Here is a 14,674-nt window from a genome sequence, read left to right as displayed (position 1 = left end):
GGCTATGATGGGCAACGTTTTTTTTGCTTACAATCCGGAGACATCCATGAGCAACGATCTTATCAAGCACGTCACCGACGCGACCTTTGAGGCCGAAGTACTCAAGGCTGCTGGCCCGGTGCTGGTTGACTACTGGGCTGAATGGTGTGGCCCTTGCAAAATGATCGCTCCGGTCCTGGACGACATTGCAACCACCTATGAAGGCAAGCTGACCATTGCCAAGCTGAACATCGACGACAATCAGGAAACCCCGGCCAAGCATGGCGTGCGCGGTATTCCTACGCTAATGCTGTTCAAGAACGGCAACGTCGAAGCCACTAAGGTGGGCGCGCTGTCGAAGTCGCAGCTGCAAGCTTTCCTCGACGCCAACATCTGAGTGTCATCAAAAAAGCCCCGCAAATAGCGGGGCTTTTTCGTGAAACAGGGCTAGACGCTCCGAAACTCAGGTGGTACATTCGGCCCCGCACTGGTTTCTCCACTGCCCCCTGCAAGCCGTCGCCGACGCATTCCTTTTCGATTAGTACGCGATCCTGTCGCCTTCTCTGCGGCGCGGCCTCATTAAGCCAAAAGCTTAATTTCCCCCCCTCCATAAATGATTACGTCATTCCTATATGAATCTGACTGAACTCAAGCAAAAGCCGATTACCGACCTGCTCCAACTGGCCGAAGAAATGGGCATAGAAAATATGGCCCGTTCGCGCAAGCAGGACGTGATTTTCTCCCTGCTGAAAAAGCACGCGAAAAGCGGCGAGGAAATCTCCGGTGATGGCGTGCTGGAGATTCTCCAGGACGGCTTCGGCTTCCTCCGCTCTGCAGACGCCTCCTATCTCGCCGGCCCAGACGATATCTATGTCTCGCCGAGCCAGATCCGTCGCTTCAACTTGCGCACCGGTGACACCATCGTTGGCAAGATCCGCCCACCGAAGGAAGGCGAGCGTTACTTCGCCCTGCTCAAGGTCGACACGATCAACTTCGATCGTCCCGAGAACGCGAAAAACAAGATTCTCTTCGAGAACCTGACACCGCTGTTCCCGACCGTGCGCATGAAGATGGAAGCCGGTAACGGTTCCACCGAAGACTTGACCGGTCGCGTGATCGACCTGTGCGCCCCGATCGGCAAAGGCCAGCGTGGCCTGATCGTCGCTCCGCCGAAAGCCGGTAAGACCATCATGCTGCAGAACATTGCAGCGAACATCGCACGTAACAATCCTGAAGTTCACCTGATCGTCTTGCTGATCGATGAGCGTCCGGAAGAAGTAACCGAAATGCAGCGCACCGTGCGCGGCGAAGTGGTTGCCTCGACGTTCGATGAGCCGCCAACCCGCCACGTGCAGGTTGCCGAAATGGTGATCGAGAAGGCCAAGCGCCTGGTCGAACACAAGAAGGACGTGGTGATCCTGCTCGACTCCATCACCCGTCTGGCCCGTGCCTACAACACCGTGATCCCGAGCTCCGGCAAGGTATTGACCGGTGGTGTCGATGCCCACGCCCTGGAGAAACCGAAGCGTTTCTTCGGCGCTGCGCGGAATATCGAAGAAGGCGGCTCGCTGACCATTATCGCCACCGCACTGGTTGAAACCGGTTCGAAGATGGACGAAGTGATCTACGAAGAGTTCAAGGGTACCGGCAACATGGAACTGCCCCTGGACCGTCGCATCGCGGAAAAACGCGTGTTCCCGGCGATCAACATCAACCGCTCCGGCACCCGCCGCGAAGAGTTGCTGACCGCCGACGACGAACTTCAGCGCATGTGGATCCTGCGCAAGCTGCTGCACCCGATGGATGAAGTGGCGGCCATCGAGTTCCTGATCGACAAGTTGAAAACCACCAAGACCAACGACGAGTTCTTCCTGTCGATGAAACGTAAGTAATAACGACGTTTCAGGTCCAAAAGAATGGCGCCCTCGGGGGCGCCATTTTTTTTTGCGCGTTTTTTAAGCATGTTCCCGATCCAAATGCACCGCGATAAGCTGCCAGCAGCCCTCAGAGCAGGTAGGATGTACGCCTATTTTACGGGTGGCATGGTTAATGAAATTCAAGGATCTTCGGGATTTCGTGCAGCAACTTGAGCAGCGCGGAGAGTTGAAACGTATCCAGATGCCGATTTCCCCGGTGCTGGAAATGACTGAGATTTGCGACCGCACCTTGCGTAACAAGGGGCCGGCGCTGCTGTTCGAGAACCCCACCGGTTTTGATATTCCGGTGCTCGGCAACCTGTTCGGTACCCCCGAGCGTGTGGCCTTTGGCATGGGCGCCGAGGCGGTCAGCGAGTTGCGCGAGATCGGCAAGCTGCTGGCGTTCCTCAAGGAACCCGAGCCGCCCAAGGGCCTGAAGGATGCCTGGTCGAAGCTGCCGATCTTCCGCAAGATCATTGCCATGGCACCCAAGGTGGTCAAGGACGCGGTATGCCAGGAAGTGGTCATCGAAGGGGATGACGTCGATCTGGCCATGCTCCCCGTGCAAACCTGCTGGCCCGGCGATGTCGGCCCGCTGATCACCTGGGGCCTGACCGTCACCAAGGGCCCGAACAAAGACCGCCAGAACCTCGGTATCTACCGCCAGCAAGTGATCGGCCGCAACAAGGTGATCATGCGTTGGCTGAGCCACCGTGGCGGTGCCTTGGACTTCCGTGAGTGGTGCGAGAAGCATCCCGGCAAGCCGTTCCCGGTCTCCGTGGCCCTGGGCGCCGACCCTGCGACCATCCTCGGTGCCGTCACCCCTGTACCCGACAGCTTGTCCGAGTACGCTTTCGCCGGCCTGTTGCGTGGCAACCGCACCGAGCTGGTGAAGTGCCGTGGCAACGACCTGCAAGTACCGGCTACCGCTGAAATCATCCTCGAAGGCGTGATTCATCCAGGCGAGATGGCCGATGAAGGCCCTTACGGCGACCACACCGGCTATTACAACGAAGTCGACAGCTTTCCGGTGTTCACTGTCGAGCGCATCACCCACCGGATCAAGCCGATCTACCACAGCACCTACACCGGCCGTCCGCCCGATGAACCGGCGATTCTGGGTGTGGCGCTGAACGAAGTGTTCGTACCGATCCTGCAGAAGCAATTCCCGGAGATCACCGACTTCTACCTGCCGCCGGAAGGCTGTTCGTATCGCATGGCCATCGTGACCATGAAGAAGTCGTACCCGGGCCATGCCAAGCGGGTAATGCTGGGTGTGTGGTCGTTTTTGCGACAGTTCATGTACACCAAGTTCGTTATCGTTACCGACGACGACATCAACGCCCGGGACTGGAACGATGTGATCTGGGCCATCACCACGCGCATGGACCCCAAGCGCGACACGGTGATGATCGACAACACGCCGATCGACTACCTCGACTTCGCGTCGCCGGTGTCGGGCCTGGGCTCGAAGATGGGCCTGGACGCTACCCACAAATGGCCGGGTGAAACGACCCGTGAGTGGGGCCGGGTGATCGTCAAGGATGAGGCCGTCACGGCACGTGTCGATGCGATCTGGAAAGAATTGGGAATAGATTGATGCGTGTAACCCTGCAACCTTCCGGCGCCGTGCTGGAGCTGGAACCCGGCGAGCGAATCCTCGAAGGCGCGCGCCGCCTGGGCTACGAGTGCCCCCAGGCGTGCCGCAATGGCGTGTGCCACGTGTGCGCCGCACTGCTGGTGGAAGGCCGGGTGCAGCAAGCCGGCGAGGTGCGCGACCACGGTGAGTTCTACACCTGCATCGCCGAGCCGCTGGAAGATTGCATTGTGTTGTGGGATGGCGTGCTGGCGCCGGGAGAGCTGCCGTTGCGCAAGTTGTCGTGCCAATTGAGTGAGTGCGTGGAAGTGGGTGGCGACGTGTGGCGCGTGCGCCTGCGGGCCCCGGCCGGCAAGGCGGTGCGTTACCACGCCGGGCAATACCTGATGATCGAGCGGGAGAATGGCGAGAAGTCGGCATTTTCCCTGGCGTCGGCGCCCCATGCCGGTCGCGAGCTGGAACTGCATGTACTGGCCCGCGAGGACAGCGCGCGCAACTTGCTGGAGCAATTGCAGCGCAACCAGATGGCGCGCATCGAGCTGCCTTTTGGCGACACCCACCTGGCCGAGCTGCCGGACGGGCCATTGGTGCTGATCGCTGCCGGTACCGGCATGGCGCAGATGCACAGCCTGATCGAGCATTGCCGCGCTTCCGGCTTCAAGCACCCGGTGCACCTGTACTGGGGTGTGCGTCGCCCGGAAGATTTCTACGAGATCGAACACTGGGACCAATGGCTGCAACTGCCCAACCTGTTCCTGCACAAGGTGGTCAGCGACCTGTGTGGTTGGGAGGGGCGCTGCGGCCTGCTGCATGAAGCCGTGTGCGAAGACATTGCCGACCTCAAGGCGGTGCATGTCTACGCCAGCGGTTCACCGGCGATGATCTACGGCACGCTGGATGCGTTGGTTGACGCCGGCATGGATGCGCACCAGATGCGCGCCGACGTATTCGCCTACGCGCCGCGGCCCTGACGAAACCGAGCTGTGGAAGGGGGCTTGCGCCCGCTCAGAATCGTACCCCGGTCGTCACCATCGCCGCATTGAACCCCAGCAGCACCAACTCTGCTGCCACCGGCCCGTAATGGGTGCCTACCGACGGAATGATCACCGGCGCCACGCCGAAACGGTTGAGGGGGATCTTGTCGCGGTATTTGCCGCGATAGCCCTGGATCGCCCCGCCTGTGACCTTCAGGTACACCGCAGAGTCGGCCATGTCATAGCGCTTGCCTGCGTAGGCGTAGTACGAGCGCTGGCTGAACGAGTTGCGAAACGTCGCCCCGCCATACACCAATCCTGATGCCTCATTGCGCTCCAGGCCTATCAGGTCCTGGTTGTTGTTGTGGTCTTTGTCCGGCGCGAAGTGCCGGGTATAGACGCTGGTCTGCGCGTACCAGAAGCCTTTGTCGTCGTCGGCGGGCGGCGTTTCGCCAGCCAGTGCGGTGGTGGCTTGTGCCAGGAACAGCAGGCCCGGCAGTCGAATTTTCTTCATGGGTGCGACCTCAATAGTCGGTTTGATGGGCGGCTAGGTGGGTCGTGATGTGCGCGCCAGTTTGACGGCGTGACGTGTTCCCAGGCTGAACCTGGGCTGAAAGTAGTGGGATTGTCCTGTTCAATCCTGACGAACGGGACTGCGCCGCCAAAGCAGTGGCGGCAACCACCTATAGCACTTTTTCGCCGTACGGTTACAGCGGCGCGTTTTATTACGGTAAAGTTGCTTACAACTGGTAACACACAGGAGGCGCACCGCTTTTCGCCATGACCGCCATTGAATCCGATCTTTTGCAATTGGCTTACCCTCCGCGGCTCGATCTTGGGCCGCAACTCACTCACGAACAGTTAATGAGCTCGATGCAGGCCACCATGGGCCGGCACAAGGGTGGGCCGGTCTGGCTATTTGCGTATGGTTCGCTGATCTGGCGCCCGGAATGCTCGTCGACCGAACGGGTGCGGGCACGGGTGCACGGTTATCACCGCGGCTTGTACCTGTGGTCCCATGAGCATCGGGGCACGCCGGAGTTACCGGGCCTGGTCTTTGGCTTGGATCGCGGTGGCTCGTGCAGCGGGTTTGCCTATCGCTTGCCGGAAGATCAACTGGAGGCCTCGCTTTACGCCTTGTGGCAGCGCGAGATGCCTTACCCCTCGTACCGGCCACACTGGCTCAGTTGCCGTCTTGAAGATGGCAGTCAGGTGCAGGCGTTGGGGTTTGTGTTGGAGCGGCACTTGCCCAGCTACGCCGGCAACTTGCCCGATATCGTGCTGAACCATGTGCTGCAAAGCGCTTGCGGGCGTTACGGCACCACTCGCGATTATGTCGAGCAGACCGTCAACGCCCTGCGTAGCCACGCCATGCCAGACAAGAATCTGGAGGCGCGGCTCAAGCGTTGTGCCAAGGATTGCTCAGGCGATTAACGCGCTGAGCTGACGCTGTTGGTGTGCCACAGTGTTGGGATCAGGAACGCGATGGCCAGCAGGCACGCGCCGATCAGCAGCACGAAACCACCGTCCCAGCCAAAATGGTCCACGGTGTAGCCCATGGCCGCACTGGCGGCCACCGAACCGCCCAGGTAGCCGAACAGACCGGTGAAGCCCGCAGCCGTACCGGCGGCTTTCTTCGGTGCCAGTTCCAGCGCCTGCAGGCCGATCAACATCACCGGGCCGTAGATCAAAAAGCCGATCGAGAACAGCGCGATCATGTCGACCATCGGGTTGCCCGGCGGGTTGAGCCAGTACACCAGGGTCGCCACGGTCACCAGCGCCATGAACACGATGCCGGTCAGGCCACGGTTGCCACGGAAGATCTTGTCCGACATCCAGCCACACAGCAGCGTGCCCGGAATACCTGCCCATTCGTAGAAGAAGTACGCCCAGGACGATTTATCCACCGTGAAGTGCTTGGCTTCCTTGAGGTAGGTCGGCGCCCAGTCCAGTACGCCGTAGCGCAGCAGGTAGACGAACACGTTGGCGAAGGCGATGTACCAGAGCATTTTGTTGCGCAGCACGTACTTGACGAAGATTTCCTTGGCGCTGAATTCGTCTTCGTGGCTGGCGTCGTAGCCTTCCGGGTAGTCGTTCTTGTATTTCTCAATCGGTGGCAGGCCCACCGATTGCGGAGTGTCGCGCATGGTGATGAAGGCAAACGCCGCCACCGCCAAGGCCACCGTGGCCGGCACGTAGAAGGCGGCATGCCAGTCGTTGAACCAGGCCATCCCCAGCAGGAACAGCGGGCCGATCAGGCCACCGCCAACGTTGTGCGCCACGTTCCACACCGACACCACGCCGCCGCGTTCTTTCTGCGACCACCAGTGCACCATGGTCCGGCCACTGGGTGGCCAGCCCATGCCCTGGGCCCAGCCGTTGATGAACAGCAAAATGAACATCATGGTCACGCTGGACGTCGCCCAAGGTGCGAAACCGAAAATGAACATCACCCCCGCCGATACCAGCAGGCCGAAGGGCAGGAAGTAGCGCGGGTTGGAGCGGTCGGACACCAGGCCCATGAGGAACTTGGACAGGCCGTAGGCAATTGCGATGGCCGACATCGCGAGGCCCAGTTCACCTCGGGTGTAACCCTCGTCGATCAGGTAGGGCATGGCCAGAGAGAAGTTTTTGCGCAGCAGGTAGTACCCGGCATAACCGAAGAAAATACCGGCGAAGATCTGCCAGCGCAGTCGTCGATAGGTACTGTCGATTTTTTCTTCAGGCAGGGGCGCCTGGTGCGCGGCAGGACGAAAGAAAGCAAACATTCAAGAGCTCCAGATTTCTTGTTTTGACTGCGGATGCGAATGTTACAGTTTCGTTACCGAAAATAGCATCGCCTCTTATGCGCAAACAAAGGAAATGAGAGCAAGCGCGTGTTCTCTTACGAACATGTCGCTAATAGATAAATGGTGGTCGCTTAGCGTTTCTCAGACCAATGGAGAACAAATGTGGGAGGGGGCTTGCCCCCGATAGCGGTAGGTCAGCCAGCTTATCTGTAGCTCACCCACTGCCATCGGGGGCAAGCCCCCTCCCACATTTGATTGCATTTCAGGTCGGTCAGCGGGTTCGAACGACCACCTTGCCCACCGCCTTGCGCTGGCCGAGGTCATTGATTGCCTGGGCGGCCTGTTCCAGCGGATACACCTGCGACACCAGTGGCTTGAGCTTGCCCTCACCGTACCAAGTGAACAGTTGCTGGAAGTTCGCCGCATTGTCCTGCGGCTGGCGCTGGGCAAATGAACCCCAGAACACCCCGACCACCGCCGCGCCCTTGAGCAGCGCCAGGTTCACCGGCAGCTCCGGGATGCGCCCGCTGGCAAAACCCACCACCAGCAGGCGGCCATTCCAGGCGATGGCGCGGATGGCCTGGTCAAACAGGTCGCCGCCTACCGGGTCGTAGATCACATCGGCGCCGTTACCGTCAGTCAGGCGCTTGATCTCGTCCTTCAAGCTGGCTTCGCTGTAATTGATAAGTTCATCGGCACCGGCGGCCTTGGCCACGGCGAGTTTGTCGGCGCTGCTCGCGGCGGCGATCACCCGTGCGCCCATGGCCTTGCCGATTTCCACGGCGGCCAGGCCCACGCCGCCGGAAGCGCCGAGGACCAGCAGGGTTTCGCCGGGTTGCAGGTTGGCGCGTTGTTTCAGCGCGTGCATCGAGGTGCCGTAGGTCATGCTGAAGGCGGCGGCGGTGTTGAAGTCCATGCTCGGCGGGATCGGCAGCACGTTGTAGCCCGGCACCGCGACCTGCTCGGCAAAGCTGCCCCAGCCGGTGAGCGCCATGACCCGGTCGCCGACTTTCAAGTGGCTGACCTTTTCCCCGACTTCGCTGACCACGCCCGATGCCTCGCCACCCGGCGAGAACGGGAAGGGCGGCTTGAACTGGTATTTACCCTCGATGATCAGGGTGTCGGGGAAGTTGACCCCGGCGGCATGCACATCCAGCAGGATTTCGTTCTTCTTGATCGCCGGGCTGGCGATCTCTTCCAGCACCAGGGTTTCGGCGGGGCCGAAGGCTTTGCACAGCACAGCTTTCATCGGGCTATTCCTTTTGGTGTCGTGGCCGATAAGTGTAGGAGGGTAGGCCTGTGGGTCAACGAGCATGCTCGGCCCTGATAAGTCGCCATAAGCTTGTGCTCTGCCTTGCTAGCGTTATGCTACCCGGCAACCGAATGTGAGGAATGAACTGTGAAAGCGTGGATCCTGTTGATGCTGGCCCTGACCTTGCCGATGGCAGCCCAGGCCGAAGAAGCCAAAGAAGGGGCGCCGCCGAAGGTCAGCTATATCAGCCTGAGCCCGCCGTTCGTGGGTAACTACGGCCTGGATGGCACGGCCAAGCTCAAAGTGTTCAAGGCCGACATCGCCCTGCGCGTGACCGGCGAGGAAGCCGCCAAAGCGGTCAAGGCCAATGACGCATTGATCCGTAACCAGTTGGTCGCGCTATTCACCCAGCAGACCAACGAGACGATGAGCACTGTCGAGGGCAAGGAAAAACTGCGTCAGGAAGCGCTGAAGCAAACCCAGCAAGTGATGAACGACGAGACTGGCAAGCCTATGGTGGAAGACCTGTTGTTCAACAACCTGATCATCCAGTAACTGTGGCGAGCGGGCTTGCCCCGCGTTGGGCTGCGCAGCAGCCCCCTCCAAATTCACCAGTTTTCTGCAGGCACACCGAGGCGTAGGGTTTTGGGGCGGCTTCGCCACCCAACGCGGGGCAAGCCCGCTCGCCACAATCAGCGGGCTCAGCACGCTCAAGACGCCAAACTCTTCCTGAACCGCGCCAACGCCACTGCAAAAAACAACAGCCCAATCCCCGCCAGCGCCAGCAAGTCCGGCCACACCACGCTGATGCCTGCGTCGCGAAACAAAATCGCTGCGCTCAGGCTCACAAAGTGCGTCGACGGCGAGCCCTGCATCACCCATTGCAACCACTCGGGCATGCTGTCCAGCGGCGTGCTGCCGCCTGACAACAGCAGCATCGGGATAATCACCGGGATCGCCAGCAAGCCGAACTGCGGCGTGGAGCGGGCGAGGGTGGCGAGGAAGATCCCCAGTGCCGTACTGGCAAACAGATACAGGGCGGTCACAAACAGGAACAACCCCAGCGACCCGGCCAGCGGCACGCCGAGCAGCCCTTTGACCACCACCTCCAGCGATAGCCAGGTGCACAGCACCACCACCAGCATGTTGCTCCAGATTTTCGCCAGCATGATTTCCAGCGCCGTCAGCGGCAGCACCAGCAGGTGGTCGAGGGTGCCGTGCTCGCGCTCTCGCAGCAACGCGGTGCCCGTGAGCACGATGGCCAGGATGGTGATGTTGTTGACGATCTGGATTACGGCCAGGAACCAGCCGCCCTCCAGGTTGGTGTTGAACAGTGCTCGGGTTGTGAGCAGTGCGGGCGCCTGGGTTGCGGCATCGGTTTGCCCGCTGTAGTTGAGCAACTCGCGCTGGAAGATCCGCCCGATATAGCCCGCGCCCATGAACGCCTGACTCATCGCCGTGGCGTCGACGTTCACCTGCACGCCAGGCTGGCGACCGGCCAACAGGTCGGCCTGGAAGTTGGCGGGCACGTTGATTACGAAGGTGTACTGGCCGCTGTCCATCACCTTATCCAACTGGTCGTAGGCCAACGGCGCCGGTGGTTGGAACTCGGGCGGTTGCAGCGCCTCGGCCATTTGCCGTGAGAGCGCGCTGTGGTCTTCATCGACAAACGCCACGCTGGCGTTGTGCACCCCGATCACCGAGCCGGCGGCGGGCATGTAGATGGCGACGGTGAAGGCGTAGAACAGAAACAGCAGCAAGACGCTGTCGTGCCGCAGGCTGGTGAGTTCCTTAATGCCCAGCCGGAAGATGTGTGCGAGCTTGTGCATCAGGCCTCCTGCTTCTTGAGCATGACCAGGCTCAACCCGGTGAAGCCGATAAAGAAGCCGAACAGCGCCAGGCATTGTGGCCACAACTGGCGCAGGTCGAGTGCCTTGGTGAAGGTGCCCACGGCAATATCCAAAAAGTGCCCGGCCGGAAACAGTGCGCCCATCAAGGCGGCGGCGCCTTCCAGGGACGAGCGTGGCACGATCAGCCCGGAGAACTGAATGGTTGGCAGGCTGGTGATGATCATGGTGCCGAGGATGGCCGCGATCTGGGTGCGGGTGAACGCGGAAATCAGCAGGCCCATGCTGGTCGTGGCCAGCACATACAGGAGCCCGCCAAACGCCAGCGTCAGGCCGCTGCCCTTGAACGGCACACCGAACAGCCAGCGATTCATCGCCACCAGAACCGCCAGGTTGACCAGGCTCACGGCCAGGTAAGGCGCCTGCTTACCGAGCAGGAATTCCAGGCGCGTCAGGGGTGTGGCGTAGAAGTTGGTGATCGAGCCCAGCTCTTTCTCGCGCACGATGCCCAGGGCGGTGAGCATCGCCGGGATAAACGCCAGGATCAGTGCCATCACGCCCGGGCCGATGGCATTCACGCTGACCACGTCCTGGTTATAGCGAAAACGAGTCTCGAGCTTGGCGGCGGCCTGGTTGCTGCGGGGTTGGCTGCTCAGTTCAGCCAGTTGCCGCAGGTTGCCTTGGTGCACCGCCTCTACATAGTTGCGGCTGGTTTCCGCACGAAACGGCATGCCGCCATCGAGCCACGCGGCCACGGTGGGTTGGCGCCCGGCATAGAGATCGCGACCAAAGCCGGGCGGGATCTCTAGGGCCAGTTTGATTTCCGAGCGTTGCAGGCGTCGGTGCAATTCATGGGCGTCCTGGATCGGCGCCTGCTCGGCGAAGTAGCGCGAGCTGCGGAAGGCCTCCAGATAGGCGCGGCTTTGTGGCGTCTGGTCCTGGTCGTAGACGGCAAAGGCGAGGTTTTCCACGTCCAGGGAAATGCCGTAGCCGAAGATCACCATCATGAACATCGCGCCGAGCAGGGCGAAGGCCATGCGCACTTTGTCGCGCAGCAACTCCTTGCCTTCGCGGCTGGCCACGGCCAGCAGGCGAGACAGGCTGAAACCACGCTTGCTGATGGGTGGCGCATGGGTTTCGCTGACGGTTTTGGCCGACGTGGCGGGTTCGGCATCGCCTTGGGCTTGTTCAAGGCAGGTGACGAACGCGGCTTCCAAGGTGTCGCCGTTGAATTGCCGTTGCAGTGCGTCCGGCGTGTCGCAGGCCAGTACCTTGCCGGCATGCATCAAGGAGATGCGGTCACAGCGCTGGGCTTCATTCATGAAATGGGTGGACAGGAAGATCGTCACCCCTTGTTCGCGGGACAACTCGATCAGCAGCCGCCAGAAATCATCCCGCGCCGCCGGGTCGACGCCCGAGGTGGGCTCATCGAGGATCAACACTTCCGGGCGATGCAGCACCGCCACGGCCAAGGACAAGCGTTGGCGCAGGCCGAGGGGCAGCTCCCCGGATGGCTGCTCGGCCACTTCACCGAGGTCGAAGCGCTGGATCAACTCATCGATGCGCGGGCCGCTGTCGGCCTTGGGCAAATCGAACAGTTGCGCGTGCAACACCAGGTTCTGGCGCACGCTGAGTTCGCCATACAGCGAGAAACTTTGCGACATGAACCCTACGCGCTTGCGGGTGGCCAGGTCCTTGGCGTTCACCGGGTTGCCCAGCAGCGTGGCGCTGCCTTCAGTGGCCGGCATCAGCCCGGTGAGGACTTTCATGGTGGTGGTCTTGCCGCAACCGTTGGAGCCGAGGAAGCCGAAGATCTCGCCACGGCCGATGGCAAAGCTGACCTTGTTCACTGCCGTGAAGTCCCCGAAGCGCAGGGTCAGGTCGTGGGCTTCGATGGCGATATCGGTGTTGGCGTTTTCCCTTGGCGGGATCACCAGTGGCTGGTTGTCATGGGCGCTGTCGCCCTGGAAGTGGGTGAAGGCCTCATCCAGTTTGCCGCTGGGGGTCGCTGCCGCCAGTTCGCTGCTGAGCCCGTCGGCGATCAGCTTGCCACGGTCGAGCATCAGGCAATGTTCGAATTGCTCGGCTTCCTCCATATAGGCCGTGGCTACCAGCAGCGTCAGTTGCGGGCGCTCATTGCGTACGGTCTCGACCAGTTCCCAGAAGCGCCGCCGCGACAGCGGGTCGACGCCGGTGGTGGGCTCGTCGAGGATCAACAGGTCCGGGTCGTGGATCAGCGCGCAGCAGAGGCCGAGCTTCTGCTTCATGCCACCGGAGAGCTTGCCGGCCGGGCGCTCGGCGAAGCGCGCGAGGTCGGTGGCCAGCAGCAGGTTGTGCATGCGCTGGTCGTAGTCGGCTTTGGACAGGCCGAACAGCGTGGCAAAGAAGCGGATGTTTTCGCTGATGGACAGTTCGGGATACAGGTTGCCGCCCAGGCCCTGGGGCATGAAGGCGATGCGTGGGTACAGGCTGTTGCGATGGCGACGGTCCTGGATGGAGCCGCCGAGCACCTCCAGTTGGCCGTCCTGGAGCTTTTTAACCCCGGCGATCAACCCCAACAGGCTCGACTTGCCCGCCCCATCCGGGCCGATCAGCCCGCAGCGCGTGCCGGTGGGCAGGCTGAAGGCGATGTCGATCAAGGCCTGCTGCTTGCCGTAACGGTGGTTGATGGCGGTGGCGTGCAGCGCCAGGCCGGTCATTGCAGGTTGGCCGGCCAGTCTATGTCAGCCATGCGCACGTAGCCGGCGCCGGGCATGCCCGGTTTGGCCTGGGGCACGGCGCTGGGTTGGGTCAAGCGTAGCTTGACGCGAAACACCAGTTTCTGGCGTTCGTCGCGGGTTTCCACTTCCTTGGGGGTGAACTGCGACTTGGCGGCAACAAAGCTGATCTTGGCCGGCAGCGGTTGCTGGGGCAGGGCATCGAGCAGGATGCGTGCGTCACTGCCAACCGTCAGGCGACCGGTGACGGAGGCGGGCAGGTAGAGGTTCATGTACTGATCCTCGGGGTCGATCAGCAACAGCACACGTCCGCCGGCGCCGAGGACTTCGCCGGGCTCGGCCAGGCGTAGTTGGATGATGCCGTCGATGGGCGCGCGCAGGCTGCTGTCGTCGATTTCGCTGGTCAGCTGGGCGACCTGGGCCTGGGCGGCACCGATGGCGGCCTTTACCGAATTGACCTGGGCTTGCGCGGCGATCACGGCGGCGTTGCCGGTGTTCTGGCGCGCCTGCTGCTGGTCGATCAACTGGCTGCTGGCAAAGCCGCGCTTGTACAGCTCCTGGGTGCGCTTGAGTTCCTGGTTGGCCAGCAGTTGCTCGCTTTGGCGCAACTGCACGTTGGCCTCGGCGGCAGCGAAGTTTTCCTTGGCACGCAGCACTTCGGCTTCGGCCTGGGCGCGCTGGGCTTCCAGAGTGCGGGTGTCCATGCGTGCCAGCAGTTGGCCCTTGAGCACCTTGTCGCCTTCATCCACCCGCACCTCGGCCAGCCGCCCGGGGATCTTGGCGGCGATCTGTACTTCGGTGGATTCCAGGCGGCCGTTGCCCATGGCCAAGCCTTCGGGCAGGCGGTCCTGGGTGGACTTCCAGTAACCGAAGCCGCCGGCGGCGAGCAGCAAGGCAATCAACAAAACGGCAAACAGGTGGGAGGAGCGTGGCGTGATCGACATGGGGGCATCCTGCAGCGTTAGCTTCCTAGTTTGACCGAGGCAGCCCGAGGGGGCGTTGATGCCGGTCAAATGAAGCGCAAGCCTAACCCTGTTCAGGCGCAGATGCATGCGCCGGGAACGTGACCGCAGGGTTCTCGTCAGTGCAGTGCCAGCACCGCCGCCCATTGTTCTGCGGTGACCGGCATCACGGACAAGCGACTGCCTTTTTGTACCAGGGGCCATTCGGCGAGGGCGGTTTGCTGTTTCAGGTAGCCCAGGCCCAGGACCTTGGGAAAGGTCTGGATGTGCGCGACGTTGATCGCACTCCACGGGTTTTTCTCCGGGGTGGCCTTGGCGTCGAAGTAGTGGCTGTCCGGCTCCAGCGCGGTAGGGTCCGGGTAGGCGGCCTCGATGATTTTGCCGATGCCGGCAATCCCTGGCTCGGGGCAACTGGAGTGGTAGAAGAAAAATTGGTCACCCACCGCCATCGCTCGCAGGAAGTTGCGCGCCTGGTAGTTGCGCACCCCGTCCCAGCGCGCTTCGCCAAGCTTTTCCAGGCCGTTGATAGAGAGTTCGTCGGGTTCGGATTTCATTAGCCAGTAGGCCATTTTTGGACTCCTGAAAAAGGCGTTGGGCAAGTTGTCAGGCAATTTGATGACAAACCGACAGTCGGTTGGCGC

The 14,674-nt window shown here is 61.5% G+C and carries 13 protein-coding genes; 6 read left to right on the top strand and 7 right to left on the bottom strand.

Features of this window, described 5'->3' with window-relative positions; genetic code table 11:
* Window positions 1–46: 46 nt before the first annotated feature.
* The 4 genes from trxA to ACHPFG_RS30425 all read left to right on the top strand — a co-directional run bounded on the left by trxA (window position 47) and on the right by ACHPFG_RS30425 (window position 4,463).
* A complete protein-coding gene (trxA, locus tag ACHPFG_RS30440) occupies window positions 47–376 on the top strand; it encodes a thioredoxin TrxA (protein ID WP_015886460.1) in 330 nt (109 codons plus the stop codon).
* Window positions 377–611: 235 nt separating this feature from the next.
* A complete protein-coding gene (gene rho / locus ACHPFG_RS30435; protein WP_003176825.1) occupies window positions 612–1,871 on the top strand; it encodes a transcription termination factor Rho in 1,260 nt (419 codons plus the stop codon).
* A gap of 157 nt (window positions 1,872–2,028) precedes the next feature.
* The gene (ubiD, locus tag ACHPFG_RS30430; RefSeq protein ID WP_027608362.1) at window positions 2,029–3,495 is read left to right on the top strand and encodes a 4-hydroxy-3-polyprenylbenzoate decarboxylase; all 1,467 of its coding nucleotides are present in this window, start codon (window positions 2,029–2,031) and stop codon (window positions 3,493–3,495) included.
* On the top strand, window positions 3,495–4,463 hold the full coding sequence (locus ACHPFG_RS30425; RefSeq protein WP_131697586.1) for a CDP-6-deoxy-delta-3,4-glucoseen reductase: 969 nt from the start codon (window positions 3,495–3,497) through the stop codon (window positions 4,461–4,463). Before ubiD ends, ACHPFG_RS30425 begins: the two co-directional genes overlap by 1 nt.
* Before the next feature lie 34 nt (window positions 4,464–4,497).
* Here the strand turns inward: ACHPFG_RS30425 and ACHPFG_RS30420 are convergent, their stop codons facing one another.
* Complete coding sequence (locus ACHPFG_RS30420) at window positions 4,498–4,980, bottom strand: sn-glycerol-3-phosphate transporter (protein WP_131697585.1); 483 nt, start codon at window positions 4,978–4,980, stop codon at window positions 4,498–4,500.
* Between the two features lie 266 nt (window positions 4,981–5,246).
* Here ACHPFG_RS30420 and ACHPFG_RS30415 point away from each other — a divergent pair, with 266 nt between their 5' ends.
* A complete protein-coding gene (locus ACHPFG_RS30415) occupies window positions 5,247–5,900 on the top strand; it encodes a gamma-glutamylcyclotransferase (RefSeq protein WP_065926652.1) in 654 nt (217 codons plus the stop codon).
* On the opposite strand, the gene glpT is transcribed toward ACHPFG_RS30415, so the two are convergent.
* Together glpT and ACHPFG_RS30405 are read right to left on the bottom strand one after the other, a co-directional pair.
* Window positions 5,897–7,234, bottom strand: coding sequence for a glycerol-3-phosphate transporter (glpT, locus tag ACHPFG_RS30410; protein WP_092489833.1), 1,338 nt, complete (start codon window positions 7,232–7,234; stop codon window positions 5,897–5,899). The two genes, ACHPFG_RS30415 and glpT, sit on opposite strands and share 4 nt — an antisense overlap.
* A gap of 292 nt (window positions 7,235–7,526) precedes the next feature.
* The gene (locus ACHPFG_RS30405; protein ID WP_131697583.1) at window positions 7,527–8,504 is read right to left on the bottom strand and encodes an NADPH:quinone oxidoreductase family protein; all 978 of its coding nucleotides are present in this window, start codon (window positions 8,502–8,504) and stop codon (window positions 7,527–7,529) included.
* 150 nt (window positions 8,505–8,654) lie between these two features.
* On the opposite strand from ACHPFG_RS30405, the gene ACHPFG_RS30400 reads away from it, so the two are divergent.
* A complete protein-coding gene (locus tag ACHPFG_RS30400; protein ID WP_131697582.1) occupies window positions 8,655–9,062 on the top strand; it encodes a flagellar basal body-associated protein FliL in 408 nt (135 codons plus the stop codon).
* A 155-nt stretch (window positions 9,063–9,217) separates the two neighbouring features.
* Here the strand turns inward: ACHPFG_RS30400 and ACHPFG_RS30395 are convergent, their stop codons facing one another.
* The 4 genes from ACHPFG_RS30395 to ACHPFG_RS30380 form a co-directional block, all read right to left on the bottom strand.
* The gene (locus tag ACHPFG_RS30395) at window positions 9,218–10,336 is read right to left on the bottom strand and encodes an ABC transporter permease (RefSeq protein ID WP_431701244.1); all 1,119 of its coding nucleotides are present in this window, start codon (window positions 10,334–10,336) and stop codon (window positions 9,218–9,220) included.
* The gene (rbbA, locus tag ACHPFG_RS30390) at window positions 10,336–13,053 is read right to left on the bottom strand and encodes a ribosome-associated ATPase/putative transporter RbbA (RefSeq protein ID WP_431701243.1); all 2,718 of its coding nucleotides are present in this window, start codon (window positions 13,051–13,053) and stop codon (window positions 10,336–10,338) included. The genes ACHPFG_RS30395 and rbbA overlap by 1 nt, the downstream gene beginning before the upstream one ends.
* Entirely contained in the window at window positions 13,050–14,015 is a 966-nt protein-coding gene (locus ACHPFG_RS30385; protein ID WP_431701242.1) for an HlyD family secretion protein, read from the bottom strand. Before ACHPFG_RS30385 ends, rbbA begins: the two co-directional genes overlap by 4 nt.
* Before the next feature lie 137 nt (window positions 14,016–14,152).
* The gene (locus ACHPFG_RS30380; RefSeq protein WP_431701241.1) at window positions 14,153–14,602 is read right to left on the bottom strand and encodes an EVE domain-containing protein; all 450 of its coding nucleotides are present in this window, start codon (window positions 14,600–14,602) and stop codon (window positions 14,153–14,155) included.
* Between the last annotated feature and the right edge of the window lie 72 nt (window positions 14,603–14,674).

Origin of the sequence: Pseudomonas sp. BR20 (assembly GCF_050780135.1) — a bacterium.
Lineage (GTDB): Bacteria > Pseudomonadota > Gammaproteobacteria > Pseudomonadales > Pseudomonadaceae > Aquipseudomonas.
The sequence above is the reverse complement of the archived record's forward strand: the minus strand, read 5'-3'. Positions and strand labels throughout refer to the sequence as shown.